At 73.0% G+C, this 13,590-nt stretch carries 11 protein-coding genes; 4 read left to right on the top strand and 7 right to left on the bottom strand.

Features of this window, described 5'->3' with window-relative positions; genetic code table 11:
- A partial coding sequence (locus FNX44_RS15135) for a GAF domain-containing protein (protein WP_153507316.1) occupies window positions 1-1,332 on the bottom strand: 1,332 nt, incomplete at its 3' end.
- A gap of 795 nt (window positions 1,333-2,127) precedes the next feature.
- Here FNX44_RS15135 and FNX44_RS15140 point away from each other — a divergent pair.
- Window positions 2,128-3,246: a calcium/sodium antiporter gene (locus tag FNX44_RS15140; RefSeq protein WP_143648768.1), complete on the top strand. Its 1,119-nt coding sequence runs from the start codon at window positions 2,128-2,130 to the stop codon at window positions 3,244-3,246.
- Window positions 3,247-3,310: 64 nt separating this feature from the next.
- Here FNX44_RS15140 and sph read toward each other — a convergent pair whose 3' ends face one another.
- The 4 genes from sph to FNX44_RS15160 all read right to left on the bottom strand — a co-directional run bounded on the left by sph (window position 3,311) and on the right by FNX44_RS15160 (window position 8,863).
- On the bottom strand, window positions 3,311-4,303 hold the full coding sequence (gene sph / locus FNX44_RS15145; RefSeq protein ID WP_143648769.1) for a sphingomyelin phosphodiesterase: 993 nt from the start codon (window positions 4,301-4,303) through the stop codon (window positions 3,311-3,313).
- A gap of 246 nt (window positions 4,304-4,549) precedes the next feature.
- Window positions 4,550-7,012 (bottom strand): Tex family protein, encoded by a 2,463-nt coding sequence (locus FNX44_RS15150; protein ID WP_143648770.1) that lies wholly within the window; start codon window positions 7,010-7,012, stop codon window positions 4,550-4,552.
- Between the two features lie 121 nt (window positions 7,013-7,133).
- The gene (locus tag FNX44_RS15155) at window positions 7,134-8,006 is read right to left on the bottom strand and encodes an SCO6745 family protein (protein WP_143648771.1); all 873 of its coding nucleotides are present in this window, start codon (window positions 8,004-8,006) and stop codon (window positions 7,134-7,136) included.
- Between the two features lie 89 nt (window positions 8,007-8,095).
- On the bottom strand, window positions 8,096-8,863 hold the full coding sequence (locus FNX44_RS15160; protein ID WP_143648772.1) for an enoyl-CoA hydratase/isomerase family protein: 768 nt from the start codon (window positions 8,861-8,863) through the stop codon (window positions 8,096-8,098).
- Between the two features lie 213 nt (window positions 8,864-9,076).
- Between FNX44_RS15160 and FNX44_RS15165 the strand changes: the two genes are divergently transcribed.
- A complete protein-coding gene (locus FNX44_RS15165) occupies window positions 9,077-9,658 on the top strand; it encodes an HdeD family acid-resistance protein (RefSeq protein WP_228449907.1) in 582 nt (193 codons plus the stop codon).
- Between the two features lie 207 nt (window positions 9,659-9,865).
- On the top strand, window positions 9,866-10,339 hold the full coding sequence (locus FNX44_RS15170) for an ATP-binding protein (RefSeq protein ID WP_173019200.1): 474 nt from the start codon (window positions 9,866-9,868) through the stop codon (window positions 10,337-10,339).
- 57 nt (window positions 10,340-10,396) lie between these two features.
- Here FNX44_RS15170 and idi read toward each other — a convergent pair whose 3' ends face one another.
- The gene (gene idi, locus FNX44_RS15175; protein WP_143648774.1) at window positions 10,397-10,957 is read right to left on the bottom strand and encodes an isopentenyl-diphosphate Delta-isomerase; all 561 of its coding nucleotides are present in this window, start codon (window positions 10,955-10,957) and stop codon (window positions 10,397-10,399) included.
- A gap of 56 nt (window positions 10,958-11,013) precedes the next feature.
- Window positions 11,014-11,952 carry a cation diffusion facilitator family transporter gene (locus FNX44_RS15180; RefSeq protein ID WP_143648775.1) on the bottom strand — a complete coding sequence of 313 codons (939 nt, stop codon included), beginning with the start codon at window positions 11,950-11,952 and terminating at the stop codon, window positions 11,014-11,016.
- A 364-nt stretch (window positions 11,953-12,316) separates the two neighbouring features.
- Here FNX44_RS15180 and FNX44_RS15185 point away from each other — a divergent pair.
- Window positions 12,317-13,590: CDP-alcohol phosphatidyltransferase family protein (locus FNX44_RS15185; RefSeq protein ID WP_323369365.1), on the top strand; the 1,274-nt coding region annotated here is incomplete at its 3' end.

Raw genomic sequence — 13,590 nt, forward strand, 5'->3', positions numbered from 1 at the left:
GGACTGTTCGTAGCCGAGGACCAGGGAGCCGACCGGGCGGCCGGAGACGATCAGGGGGAGGAAGGCCCAGGCGGCCATCTTGTCCTGGTGGACGGCCGGCGGGTAGGCGCGCTCGAGGTCGGCGAAGCTCGGGAAGAAGCTGGACTCCGCGGTGGCGACGGCACGGACGGCGGGGGTGTCGGAGGTGAGGGGAGCGCCGTCGAAACGGGCCACCAGTTCGGCGCTGTATCCCCGGTAGCCGGCGATCTGCAGGCGTCCTTCTTCCACGGTCATCAATGCCAGGGCCTTGGGGCCGAAGGCGGGCACGATCTGGTCGGCGGCCAGCTCGACCACGTCCTTGACGCCGGCTGCCTCGGCGAGGGCGGTGGCCACGTGTGTCAGGTGGTACAGACCCGCCGCGCCGACGGGGCCGGCCATGGAGGGGACGGTGGCCCGGGGCTGGGTGGCGGCGGGTTCTTCGGCGGCGGGGAGGATCTGGACGCTGATGCCGGTGTCGCTCGGGTAGAGCTGGAAGACCAGCCCCGTGTCGGGTGGGCGCCTGGCGGTGAAGGAGGTGGGCTGCCGGGTGACCACCGCCGCCCGGTAGCGATCTTCGAACGCCGGGTCGTGGAGCCATCGCAGCACCTCCCAGGGGCGGTGGCCGAGGAGGGAGGCGGCGTCGGCGCCCACCATTTCGGCCCCGGCGGAGTTGATGAAGGTGAGTCGGCCGTCCATGTCGAGTGCGCAGCAGCCCACGGGCAGGCGCTCGGTGAAGCTCAGGGCGGCCGTGGCCTGGGCCGGTTCGGCGTCGGCGTGGTGTGGCGGCGCGGCGAGCAGGCGGGGTTCGTCGGGGAGGCGCGGGGGCAGCCCGCTGTCGGCGGCCTGCCGCAGGAAGGCTGCCGCGCGGTGACAGCTCGCGGAGATCGCCTCGCGTTCGGCCGGGCTGAGCTGGGGCGGGTGCCAGACGGGCCACAGCAGTACGATGCCGCCCCACGCCGTGGCCGCGTCCGTGATCGGGGCCGCGGCGAGCATGAAGTCGTACGGCAGGACGATGCCGAGCCGCGGGTAGCGGCGGGCGATCTCCTCCTGGCTGCCCAGCCAGACCAGACGCCGTTGCCGCATCGCGTCGGCCACCGGGATTCCGGCGTCCACCGGAATGCGGGCCCACGGCGCGGCGATGTGCCGGGGTACCCCCGAAGCCAGCACCAGATGCAGCACCCGTTCCCCGGGCGGCAGCACGTAGACCAGGCCCACCGACGCCCCCGTGTCCCGCACCGCGTCCGCCAGCACGGCCTCCGGGAGCTCGGCACCACGGCCCGTGGCAACGTCTGCGGGGTCGCCAGGCTGCCGCATGGCCCTCACCCGCTCCGGTGGGCACGTGCGGTACCGCGTGCGCGTCCGAGACGGCTGCGGGTCGCTTCGCCGCTGGTGCCCGGGGTTGCATCAGTCCGTGCCGAGCCGGCCCTGGCGTGCCGGGCCGCCGGTAGCGGTGCGCGGGTCGGCTGCCCGGTCGGGTGAGGGGAGTGGGCCACGGCAGCGTGGTGCCACGCCGCCGGTGATCCCGGTGCGAGTGGCTTCGGCGGGGCTGGCGCGGCTCGCTCGGCAGGCGACACAGGGACCGCGCCGGCGGCCGTCTTCTGCCGTGCGGTGGCGGCCGGCCGCCGCCGCCCGGGCCGCCGAGCCGCTTGCGGGCAGTACCGGCTCCCACGGGCCGAAGGGCCCGTGAACCGCCCGCCACACCAGCGGCACCGCATGTCGCCCATATATGGACAATACGTCTGGCGGGCCGTGGTAGCTCCCCGGATCTACCACCTGCCGGAAGGTCTCGTCAGCCCCCGCGGTGCCCGGTCACGTCCGCGGGTCGTCGAGCGTGGCCGGGCTGGCCCGGTCGGGGCCGGCGTACGGTCCGCTCGATGACGCGCTGCGGCGCCCGGCCTCCTATGGCCGGCGCCCTGGTGTCGGGGGAGTCGTGCGGGCGTCGGAGGGGCACGGCACGTGCGGGAGCTGCCGGAGGGATCGTGGCGCGGTTCGGCGCCGCGGGCGAGCAGGAATGCCGGTGGGGCGTCAACGCCGTTGGTCTATCCGCGATGTGGGCGAATGACGCCGTGTTGGTCACGGGGTGGTCGGTTCGTTCCTAGACTTCCCGGTATGGAGCTTCTGGACGTCGGTCGGGTGCTGGTCGGGTTGGTCCTGTTGGTGGCCGGGGGCGAGGTGTTGGTGCGGGGGGCCTCCGGCCTCGCCCGGAGGGCCGGCATCTCGTCGCTGGTGGTGGGGCTGACCGTGGTCTCGTTGGCCACGTCCGCGCCGGAGTTGGCGGTCACCGTCGGGGCGGTGATGCGGGACGAGCCGGGGCTCGCCGTGGGCAACGTGGTGGGCAGCAACATCGCGAACGTGCTGCTCATCCTCGGTGTGTCGGCGCTGGTGCTGCCGCTGCTCGTGACGCGGCGGCTGATCCGGATCGACGTGCCGATCATGCTGGTGCTGTCGGGGTTGCTGCTTGTCCTGTCGCTGGACGGGCGGATCGGGGCGGTGGACGGCGGGTTGTTCCTGGCGGTGCTGGTCGGCTACCTGACGCTGAGTGTGGTGCTCGGACGGGCGAAGACCCCGGTCGCGGTGTTGGCGGGGGAGGAGGTCGAGGCGAAGGCGGCGTCGGGTGCGGAGGAGGAGTTCCGGCCACTACCGGTGTGGTCGGCGGTGCTGCTGGTGGTGGCCGGGGTGGCGTTGCTGGTCGGCGGAGCGCATCTGTTGGTGGAGGGGGCGGTGAACGTGGCGACGGAGCTCGGGGTCAGCAGCCTGGTGGTCGGTCTGACCGTGGTCGCGGTCGGCACCTCGCTGCCCGAACTCGCGGTGTCGGTGGTGGCCGTGCGGCGCGGGGAGCGGGATATGGCGGTGGGCAACGTCGTGGGCAGCAACATCGCCAACATCGGCCTGGTCCTGGGGCTGCCGGCGCTGCTGGCCGTGGGTGGCCTGCCGGTTCCGGCGGAAGCCGTCGCGCTGGACCTGCCGCTGATGGTGGCCGCGTCCGTCGCCCTGCTGCCGATCGCCTTCACCGGGTTTGTGATCAGCCGGTGGGAGGGTGGGCTGTTCGTCGCGCTGTACCTGGCGTACATGGCCTATCTGGTGCTGGCCGCCACCGAGCACGACGCGTTGTCCGGCTTCACGGCGGTCATGGTCTGGTTCGTGCTGCCGCTGGTCGCGGTGACGGTGCTGGTGTTCACCCTGTACGAGGTGCGGTTGCGGCGCCTCCGGGCGGCCGCGCGGAGGTGAGGTGCGGGGCCCGTGTCCCGCCGCGTGTGAGGGCGCGGCGGGACACGGGCACCAGGGGGACGGGTTACCGTGCCGAGCCGGTGACGGGGTAGTGGTCGCTCATGTTGGTGTACGTGTAGCTCTTGCCCCAGCTGGTCACGGTCCAGGGCGCCGAGCGCTCGTCGACGACGTGGTTGGTCCAGCCGGCCGGGCGGGCGTGGCCGGCGCGGTGCAGGACGTGGTCGAGGTTCTCGCGCGGGTCGCTGGGGTAGCGGTCGCGGGCGATCGAGTTGTCCCGGGTGTCGAAGGAGTAGGCGAGGCCGGTGCGGTGGTCGGTGTCGACGAGTCCGGCGTCGCGGAGCATGGACGCGTACTCGGCGGTGTGGGAGTCGACGTTGAAGTCGCCGGCGACGATGACCTGTTCGTTCGCGGGTATGCGCTTGGCGTTCAGGAACGCGTTCATCTCCTTGAACTGGGCGCTGCGCACCCGCTCGGCCTGGCCCGCCGAGCAGCCGGGGTCGGTGGACTGGGCGTGCGTGCCGACGACGTGCACCTTCGTGCCGTTCACGTCCAGGACGCTGTAGACGAAGCCCTTGTTGGAGTACCAGTCCGCGCCGCAGCCCTCCTTGTAGACGAACTGCTCCTTGCGCACGATGGGCCACTTGCTGAGGATCGTGACGCCGCCGTCCTCGGGGGTGAAGGAGGAGTACGCGCCGTGGGTGGCGTCCCAGCCGCTCTTGGAGCGGCCGAGAACCGGAGTCTGATGGGGGTACGCGGCGGCGGCCTTGTTCATGAGCGTGCCGGAGGCGGCGTTGTCGAACGCCTCCTGGACCACCACGACGTCGTGGCCCTGGAAGTAGTCGTCGGTGGGGATGGTGGACGCCCGGTGCTCCTGGCCCCAGTTGGGGTAGAGCGTCTTGCTGAAGAGGAAGACGTTGTGGCTGAGGACGCTCAGCTCCGGTACGTCGGTCTGTGTGGTGGCCTGAGCGCCGGGTGCGGCGGCCAGGGCGCCGCCGGCGGTGAGCGCGGCGGCGACGAGGGTGGCCTGGAACGTGCGGAGCTTCCTGCTTCTGGGCACGCTGGACTCCCATGAGGGGTGGAGGGTGAGGTGGGGGGTGGTGCGTTGACTTGTCTATTCAAGCAACGCGAGTTACCTCGGGGTAACCCCTTGGTGCCCAGAAACCGGACGGGTTGTGACGCCTCTGCCGAGCACGGTTGGAGACGATCCGCCACGGACACGCACACGCATGAGTAGACGGGTCGGGCCCGGGTGGGTACGGCGATTTCTCGCCAGCCCGCCCGGGCCCGAATCCAGCAGATGAGGTCAGTCGCGGAGCAGCCCCGCCCGGCGCAGGGCGTCGGCCATCGCGCCGTCCACCGGCGCCGAGCCCTGGCCGCCGCCGCGCTGGCCACGCGACTGCCCGCCGCGCTGCCCACCGGACTGCGCGCCGGACTGCCCACCGGACTGCGCGCCGCGCTGGCCGCCACGCGCACCACCACGTGACCCGCCGCGCTGGTCCCCGCGCGGCCGCTCGCCGCCGGCCGGGCGGGGAGCGCCGCCGCCCGAGCGGCGGGCCGCCGGCCGGCCGTCGGGCGTGACCTCGTCGTCCAGCCGCAGCGTCAGCGAGATCCGCTTGCGGTCCACGTCGACGGAGAGCACCTTCACCTTCACGATGTCGCCGGGCTTGACGACCTCGCGCGGATCGCTCACAAACGACGTGGACATCGCGGAGACGTGCACCAGTCCGTCCTGGTGCACGCCGACGTCGACAAACGCGCCGAAGGCGGCGACGTTGGTGACCACGCCCTCCAGCACCATGCCTGGTGCCAGGTCGCCGATCTTCTCCACGCCCTCCTTGAACGCCGCCGTCTTGAACGCCGGGCGCGGGTCGCGGCCGGGCTTCTCCAGCTCGCCCAGGATGTCGGTGACCGTCGGCACGCCGAACCGGTCGTCGACGAACTTCTCCGGGCGCAGCGAGCGCAGCACGGCCGTGTTGCCGATCAGCGTCGCCACGCCGCCGCCGGTCTCGGCGGCCATCCGGCGCACCACCGGGTACGCCTCGGGGTGCACGCTGGAGCCGTCCAGCGGGTCGTCGCCGTCCCGGATGCGCAGGAAGCCGGCGCACTGCTCGTACGCCTTGGGGCCCAGCCGCGCGACGTCCTTGAGCTGGCGGCGGCTGCGGAAGGGGCCGTTGTCGTCGCGGTGCCTGACGATGTTCTCGGCGAGCGTGCCGCTGACGCCCGAGACGCGGGAGAGCAGCGGCGCGGAGGCGGTGTTGACGTCCACGCCGACGCCGTTGACGCAGTCCTCCACCACGGCGTCCAGTGAACGCGACAGTTTGGCCTCGGCGATGTCGTGCTGGTACTGGCCGACGCCGATGGACCTCGGGTCGATCTTGACCAGTTCGGCGAGCGGGTCCTGGAGGCGGCGCGCGATGGACACCGCGCCGCGCAGCGAGACGTCCAGGTCGGGAAGCTCGCGGGAGGCGTACTCGGAGGCCGAGTAGACCGAGGCGCCGGCCTCGGAGACCATCACCTTGGTCAGTTTGAGGTCCGGCTGGGAGTTGATGAGTTCGGCGGCGAGCTTGTCCGTCTCGCGGGAGGCGGTGCCGTTGCCGACTGCGATCAGCTCGACCCGGTGCTCGCGGGCCAGCGCGCCCAGTGCGGCCAGCGCGGCGTCCCACTTCCCGACCGGGGCGTGCGGGTAGATGGTGGTGGTCGCGGCGACCTTGCCGGTGGCGTCGACGACGGCGACCTTCACGCCCGTGCGCAGGCCCGGGTCGAGTCCCATGGTGGCGCGGGTGCCGGCGGGCGCGGCGAGCAGCAGGTCGCGCAGGTTGGCGGCGAAGACGGCCACCGCGTCGTCCTCGGCGGACTGCCGCAGCCGCAGCCGCAGGTCGATGCCGAGGTGGACGCTGATCCTGGTGCGCCAGGCCCAGCGCACGGTGTCGCGCAGCCAGCCGTCGGCCGGGCGGCCCCGGTCGACGATGTCAAAGCGGTGCGCGATGGCCCGTTCATACGGCGTGGGGCCCTCCTGCTCGGCCTCGTCCGGGCCGAGCGGTTCCAGGACGAGGTCCAGCACCTCCTCCTTCTCGCCGCGCAGCATCGCCAGCACCCGGTGCGAGGGCAGCTTGGTGAACGGCTCGGAGAAGTCGAAGTAGTCGGCGAACTTGGCGCCCTGCTGCTCCTTGCCCTCCCGGACGCGGGCGACGAGGCTGCCGTGCCGCCACATCCGCTCGCGCAGCTCGCCGATCAGGTCGGCGTCCTCGCCGAACCGCTCGGTGAGGATCGCCCGGGCGCCGTCCAGCGCCGCCGCCGCGTCGGCGACGCCGCGCTCGGCGTCGACGTAGCCGGCGGCTGCGTCGAGCGGGGCCGTGCCCGGGTCGGCGAGCAGGGCGTCCGCCAGCGGCTCCAGGCCCGCCTCGCGGGCGATCTGCGCCTTCGTCCGCCGCTTGGGCTTGTAGGGCAGGTAGACGTCCTCCAGGCGGGCCTTGGAGTCGGCGGCCAGGATGCGGGCCTCCAACTCGGCGTCCAGCTTGCCCTGGCTCCGCACCGACTCCAGGATCGCCGTCCGGCGCTCCTCCAGCTCACGCAGGTAGCGCAGCCGCTCCTCGAGCGCGCGCAGTTGCGCGTCGTCGAGCATCTCGGTCGCTTCCTTGCGGTAGCGGGCGATGAACGGGACGGTCGAGCCGCCGTCGAGCAGTTCGACGGCGGCCTTGACCTGCCGCTCCCGTACGCCGAGTTCGTCGGCGATCCTGGCTTCGATGGAGACTGTTGATGGGCTCACGCCCGCATTGTGGCAGGTACCGCCGACAGTGCGGGGATACGGCGGCCCGGTGGCGCGCTGTGCGGGGCTCTGGAGGGTCCGGAGGTGGAGTCTGCGGGCCCGGGACGGTCCGGGGACGGGGTCAGGCGGCGCCGATCAGGTCCGGCGGGAAGGCGCCGGCGCCGACGGCCGTCATGGCGAGGGTCCCGGCGAGCTGGGTGAGGCGTTCGACGCCCGCCGCGCCAAGATGCTCGTAGGGTCCGAGGTCGACCTGGTCGGTCCGGGCCTCGATGTCCTTCCGCAGCGCGAGTCCGGTGTCGGTGATGGTGTTGTCGTCGTCCACCAGCCCGCGTTCACGGAGGCCGGCCATCGCCGCCTGCCACTCGGACTCGGTGAAACCGCGGGTGGCCAGCACCCAGCGCGGGCTCATGCCGCGTCCGGTCGCGGTGTGGCTCGCCTGCGCCTCCAGACCGGTCAGGCCCGCGCCCAGCAGGACGGCGAGATGCCCGTCGCCCCGGTGTTCGCGCAGCAGCGTCGCGGCGTGCCACAGCGCCAGGTGCGGCTCGTCCGGTACGGGCAGGTCCGCGTTGGCGGCGTACAGCGGCCGGGCGCCGCGCTCGCAGCCCTCGGCGGCCCGTAGCGCGAGTTCGGCGGCCTCTGCCACCTCGGGGGATTTCAGCGTCTGTTCGCCGAGCAGCCGGCGCAGCACCCGGTCGGCGGCGCGTAGCCGCAGCTCCAGCGCCCGCTCCGGGGAGACCTGTCGCCACACGGCGGGCAGCCGCTCGGCGATCATCCGGTGGCCGAAGCTGTAGAACGTCGCGGTGACCGTGCCGGGGCCCACCGGGCCGAACGGCGCGGCGCGCGCGGCGAGGTACACCGACGAGCGGTCGGTGACGCCCACCGACTCGAACTCCTCGGCGAGTTCGGGGGAGAAGTACACCAGCGAGTGCAGCGGATTCACCGCGCCGTGGCAGCGGCGGCCGGCGCGTGCGTCGAGCGTGGTCACACCAGTCATACCCACGATGCTACTGAACGGTCGCTTAGCTGCCCAGGGGTCGTGCGGGACGTCTCGGCGGCGCGCAGGTCAGGCCGGGTCAGGCCGGGTCAGGGGTGCCAGGGGAAGGCGGGGGCGCGGCGTTCGAGGAAGGCGGCCACGCCTTCGGCGGTCTCGCCGCTGACCTGCGCCTGCTGCGCCCAGTGGGCCTCGCGCTCCCCGGGAGGTCCGCCGGGGGCGGTGAGAGACGCGGCGTCCACGAACTCCTTGGCGACCGCCTGGGTCAGCCGGGACCGTGCCGTCAGCGTCGCGGTGAACTCCGCCACGCGCCCCGGGAGCGCGTCCGCCGACAGCACCTCGTCCACCAGCCCGACCCGCAGCGCCCGCTCCGCGTTGATCAACTCGGCCGAGTAGAGCAGGTACTTGGCGGTCGACGGGCCGGCGAGGCGGGCCAGCCGGGCGGTCGCTGCGGCCGGGTAGGGGATGCCGAGGCGTGCGGGGGTGACGCCGAACAGCGCGTCCTCGGCGGCGAACCGCAGGTCGCAGGCGGCCGCCAGTTGGCAGCCGCCGCCGACGCAGTGGCCGCGCACCACGGCGAGCGTCGGTCGGGGGAAGGCGGCCAGCGCCTCCTCGGCGGCGACCGCCAGCCGCTGCGGCGCGGTGCCCTCGCGCAGGCTGGAGATGTCCGCTCCGGCGCAGAAGGTCTCGCCCGAACCGGTGAGGACAAGCGCCCGCACGTCCCCGTCCGCCGTGAGCCGGTCGAGGACGATCGGCAGCCGCCGCCACATCTCGGTGGTCATCGCGTTGCGCTTGGCGGGGTTGCGCAGTGTGAGGGTGGCGACGCCGCCCTCGCGGTGTAGATCAAGACCTGGCTCCATGCGCAGGGATGCTATGCCGCGTCGTGGCGTCCGGGCGCCGCGCCCCCCGGACGGCCTATCCAGACCCTCCGCGCGGCCTGCCGCCGGGGGACTCTGGTGCGGAGGACTACCGGACCCAGGAGGAGGTGCGCGGTGGCGCGTGGCAGAAGCTCAGCCGGTGCGGGCCGTGGTGGCGCGGCCGCCCGGGCGAAGAGCGCGAACCGCAACTTCGGGCTGCTGGTGCTGCTCGGCGTGGTTCTTGTGCTCGGCGGCGTGATCGGTCTCATCTACGTCGGTGTGGCCACCCTCACCTCCGTGCTGCTTTTCGGCTGGTTGCTGCTGATCAGCGGCGCGGTGGGCCTGGTGCACGCGGTGACCTCGCGCGGCTCCAACTACTTCTGGCTCGGCCTGATCGTGGCCGCGCTGTATCTGGCGGCCGGGGTGGTGGTGCTGCGTCATCCGGAGACGACCGCCGAGGGGCTGACGCTCTTCGCGGCGCTGCTGTTCCTGACGGGCGGTGTGTTCCGGCTGGTGGGCTCCGCGGTGACCCGGGGGCCGGAGATGCTGTGGACGTTCGCGCAGGGCGCTGCCGGCCTGATCCTGGGACTGCTGGTGCTGTTCGAGTGGCCGCGCAGCAGCCTGTACGTGCTGGGCACGTTCTTCTCCCTGGCGCTGCTGTTCGAAGGGCTCGGTCTGATCGCGGCCGGGGTCGGCGGACGCCAACTGGTGGGCATGGTGACGCAGGCCAGGCCCGGTGGGGGAAGGCCGCGATCGACCGGCGGGGGGAGCGGGTCCGCAGGCCCGGCCGGGGAGTGAGGGCGGGACGCCGGCCGTGAGGAACAGGCCGGAGACATAGTCAAAGCGGTCAGAAGCGATCGGAAAGCGTGCAAACGTCGGCCAGTTTGTGTCAGGTGGCCCGTTGGTGCAACGGCAAACCAACACTCGAAGGTGATAGGCGGTCTGTCAACAAGCGTGCTGGCAGGCCCTTGAACCGCAGGTGAGTGAGAGTTGGTGCCGGACACCATGGAGAGCCGCGGTGCACCGCTGTCGGAGCCGTCCGCCCCGCGGCAGGTTCCCTACGAGGGCGTCTGGCGCTTCACCGCCCAGGCAGTGGACTCCGCCGTGCCGCAGGCCCGGCACGCCGTACGCGACCTCGTCCGCCGCCAGCGCGCCCCGATGGGCGACGAACAGCTGGCCGGCCTGCTGCTGATCGCGTCCGAGCTGGTGACCAACGCGGTACGGCACGCCGCGCTGCTGTCCCCCCAGATCGGGGTGGAGGTGGCGCTGAGCCCGGGTTGGGTGCGGCTCTCCGTGGAGGACGGCCACCCCTACCGCCCCAGGGCCCTGGCCGCCGACCCGGACGGCGAGCACACCGGCGGGCGCGGACTGCTGCTGGTGAAGGCGGTGGTGGGCGAGTGGGGCGGCACCTGCGACGTCGAACAGACGGCCGCCGGTGGAAAGGTCGTCTGGGCCGCGCTCCCGCTCGTGCAGAGCTGAGCGCCGCGGCCGCCCGGCCCGCCACCCGAGGGCGACGAGCCGGGCCCGGTCACCGGATCACCAGCCGGCGTCCGCCGGGGTCACCTGCCGGATCGCCGGACGCGCCGCGTCCAGCACGGTCATGAACCACACCGAGAACGACTCCTTCGCGTGCCGCTCCGCCAGCTCCTCGCCGCTGACGAAGGCCACCTCCGCCACCTCCTCGGGGACCGGCCGCACCGGCGCCTCGACCACACCCACGAACAGGTGGTTGTACTCCTGCTCGACCAGGCCGGAGACCGGGTCGGGGTGGTTGTAGCGGGTCGTCCCGGCCTCCCGCAGCAGAGCGGGCGCCACGCCCAGCTCCTCGCCGATCCGCCGGGTCGCGGCCGCGAAGGGCGCCTCGCCCGGATAGGGGTGGCCGCAGCAGGAGTTGGACCACACACCGGGGGAGTGGTACTTCTCCCACGCGCGGCGCTGGATCAGCAGCCTCCCGCGCCCGTCGAAGAGGAACACCGAGAACGCGCGGTGCAGCCGCCCCGGAGCCTGGTGCGCGGACAGCTTCTCCGCCGTGCCTATCGTGCTGCCGTCCTCGTCGACCAGTTCCAGCATGATCGGGGCGGTCGCGGTCTGTGCCATCTGATCCCTGTGTCCTCTCCTCGTCAGTCTCACCGACCCGGGAGTACTACCCCTGATCAGTGGCAAACTCCCGCCTCGTGCCGGGCATGGCCGTGCGGTTCGAGCTGGAACGTGCAGTGTTCGACGTCGAAGTGCTCGCCGAGGCAGGCGCGCAGCTCGCGCAGCACGCGCTCATGGCCCACCGAGTCCAGTGTCCCGCGTTCGACGACCACATGGGCGCTGAGCACCGGCATTCCCGAGGTGATCGTCCACACGTGCAGGTCGTGCACCTCCTCCACGCCCGGCACGCCCAGGATGTGCTCACGGACCTCGTCGACGTCGACGCCCTTCGGCGCCGCCTCCAGAAGCACCTCCACGGCTTCCTTGGCGAGCTTGAGCGTACGCGGGACGATCATGACCGCGATCAGCAGGGAGGCCACCGGGTCGGCCTGCTTCCACCCCGTGGTGAGAATGACCAGCGCGGCGACCACCACCGCGAGCGAGCCCAGCGCGTCGGCCAGCACCTCCAGGAAGGCACCGCGCACGTTCAGACTCTCCCGCTGGCCGCGCATCAGCAGCGCCAGCGAGCACAGGTTGAGCGCCAGGCCGACCACGCCGAAGACGATCGTCAGGCCACCCGGGACCTCCACCGGGTTCCGCAGCCGGTCGATCGCCTCCACCAGGATGTAGCCGCCGACGCCGAGCAGCAGCAGGCAGTTCAGCAGCGCCGCGAGTATCTCGATCCGCGCCAGTCCGAAGGTGCGGCCACGACCGGCCGGGCGGTTGGCGAAGTGGATGGCGGTCAGCGCCATGCCGACACCCACCACGTCGGTGGCCACATGGCCGGCGTCCGCCAGCAGCGCCAGCGATCCGGTCAGCCAGGCGCCGACCGCCTCGGCCACCAGCAGCGCGAGCGCGATGCCCAGCGCGATCCTCAGCCGGCCGACGTAGGCGGCGGCTGCCGTACCCGTGCTCGCGGCCGGTGGCGGCCCGCCGTGGTTGTGGCCCGCACCCATGGAGTTCCTCCCCTGTGCGCCGGTGTGTCGCCGGCGCGTCGTGGACGTGATCAGTGCCGTCAGCGCCCTGCGCCTGTCCTGCCGACTGCCAAGTGAACTACGGGTGGGGGGTATAAGCAACGCGACACTGAACACCGTTGTCGTGTGCTCTGACCTGCGCTTTCTTCCCGCAGGTCAGAGCGGCCCGGCTGTCGGCCCGGGCGAGGAGGGGGCCGCCGGAGGGGGCGCTCGACAGGTGCCGCCGGGAGTCCGCGGGCGACGGCCGGGAAGACGCCCCAAGAGATACGGAACGTGTCATTCCGTATCCGTTAGCCTCGGGCGACACCCCAGCACCGCACACGCGAACGCCGACCTCAGCCGAGGAGTGGTTCCGCTGCCGACCGCCGTCCTGACCTCGAGCCCGCCCGACGACCTCGCGCTCACCAACGCCCTCCGGGAGCTCGGCTACCGGGTCGGCGTGGCCGACCGGCTCGACCAACTGCCCGAACTGGTCGCCGAGATCCCCGCCGACCAACGGGTGGCGGTGGTCGACGGCCGCTTTGTCGGCCACCGCCACAGCCTGCGTCTCGCCCTTCTCGACAGCCGTCCCGCGGCCGCCGCGCTGCCGGGCGTGCTGAGCGTGGCACCGGCCGCCCGCGCCGATCTCGACCGCGCCCTGGCCCGGCGCGCACCCACGGACGAGCCCACCGCAGGCCCCGCCGACGACCACACCGCGATGCTCGCCGCCGCCCTGGAACGCGGCGGCGTCCCCGTACGCCGCCCGGACCTGGGCCCACTGGTCGCCGCCGTGCCGACCGACGCCGAGGCCCGCGCCGCCGCGCTGCGTGCCGTCGACGCGGTCGACGAGGAGGCCGTCCGGCTGCGCTCGGCGGTCAAGGACCACGACGGCTTCTTCACCACCTTCTTCGTCAGCCCCTACTCGCGCCACGTCGCCCGCTGGTGCGCCCGTCGGGGCCTGAGTCCCGACCAGGTCACCACCGCCTCCCTCCTCGTCGCGCTGACCGGCGCCGCCTGCGCCGCCACCGGAACCCGCCCCGGCTACGTCACCGCCGCCCTCCTCCTGCTCCTCTCCTTCGTCCTGGACTGCGCCGACGGACAGCTCGCCCGCTACGCGGTCCGCTACTCCCGCGTCGGCGCCTGGCTGGACGCCACCTTCGACCGCGCGAAGGAGTACGCCTTCTACGCCGGGCTCGCGCTGGGCGCGGCCCGCTCGGGCGACGACGTCTGGGCGCTGGCGCTGGCCGCGATGGCCGTACTCACCGTCCGCCACGTCATGGACGCCGCCTACCACCAGTCCGGCCACAGCCACACCGGAGACCGGCGGCGGCCGGCGACACGGCAGCCGGGACAGGCCCCCGGCTGGACGGCCTGGCCGCGGCGCATGGTCGTCCTGCCGATCGGGGAGCGCTGGGCGCTGCTCGCCGCGCTCACCGCACTCACCACCCCCCGCACCACCTTTGTCGTGCTGCTGCTCGCCAGCGTCCCCGCGACGCTCTACACGCTCGCCGGCCGATTGCGCCGCTCGCACGCGGGCGCACGCGGCACCGCGCGCGCCGGTGCCGTACTCCGCACCCTCACCGACAGCGGCCCGCTCGCCGAACTCCTCGCCCGCCCCGTCCGCCGCACCCCGCTCGCCCG

Origin of the sequence: Streptomyces alkaliterrae, from assembly GCF_007097205.2 — a bacterium.
GTDB classification, from domain to species: domain Bacteria; phylum Actinomycetota; class Actinomycetes; order Streptomycetales; family Streptomycetaceae; genus Streptomyces; species Streptomyces alkaliterrae.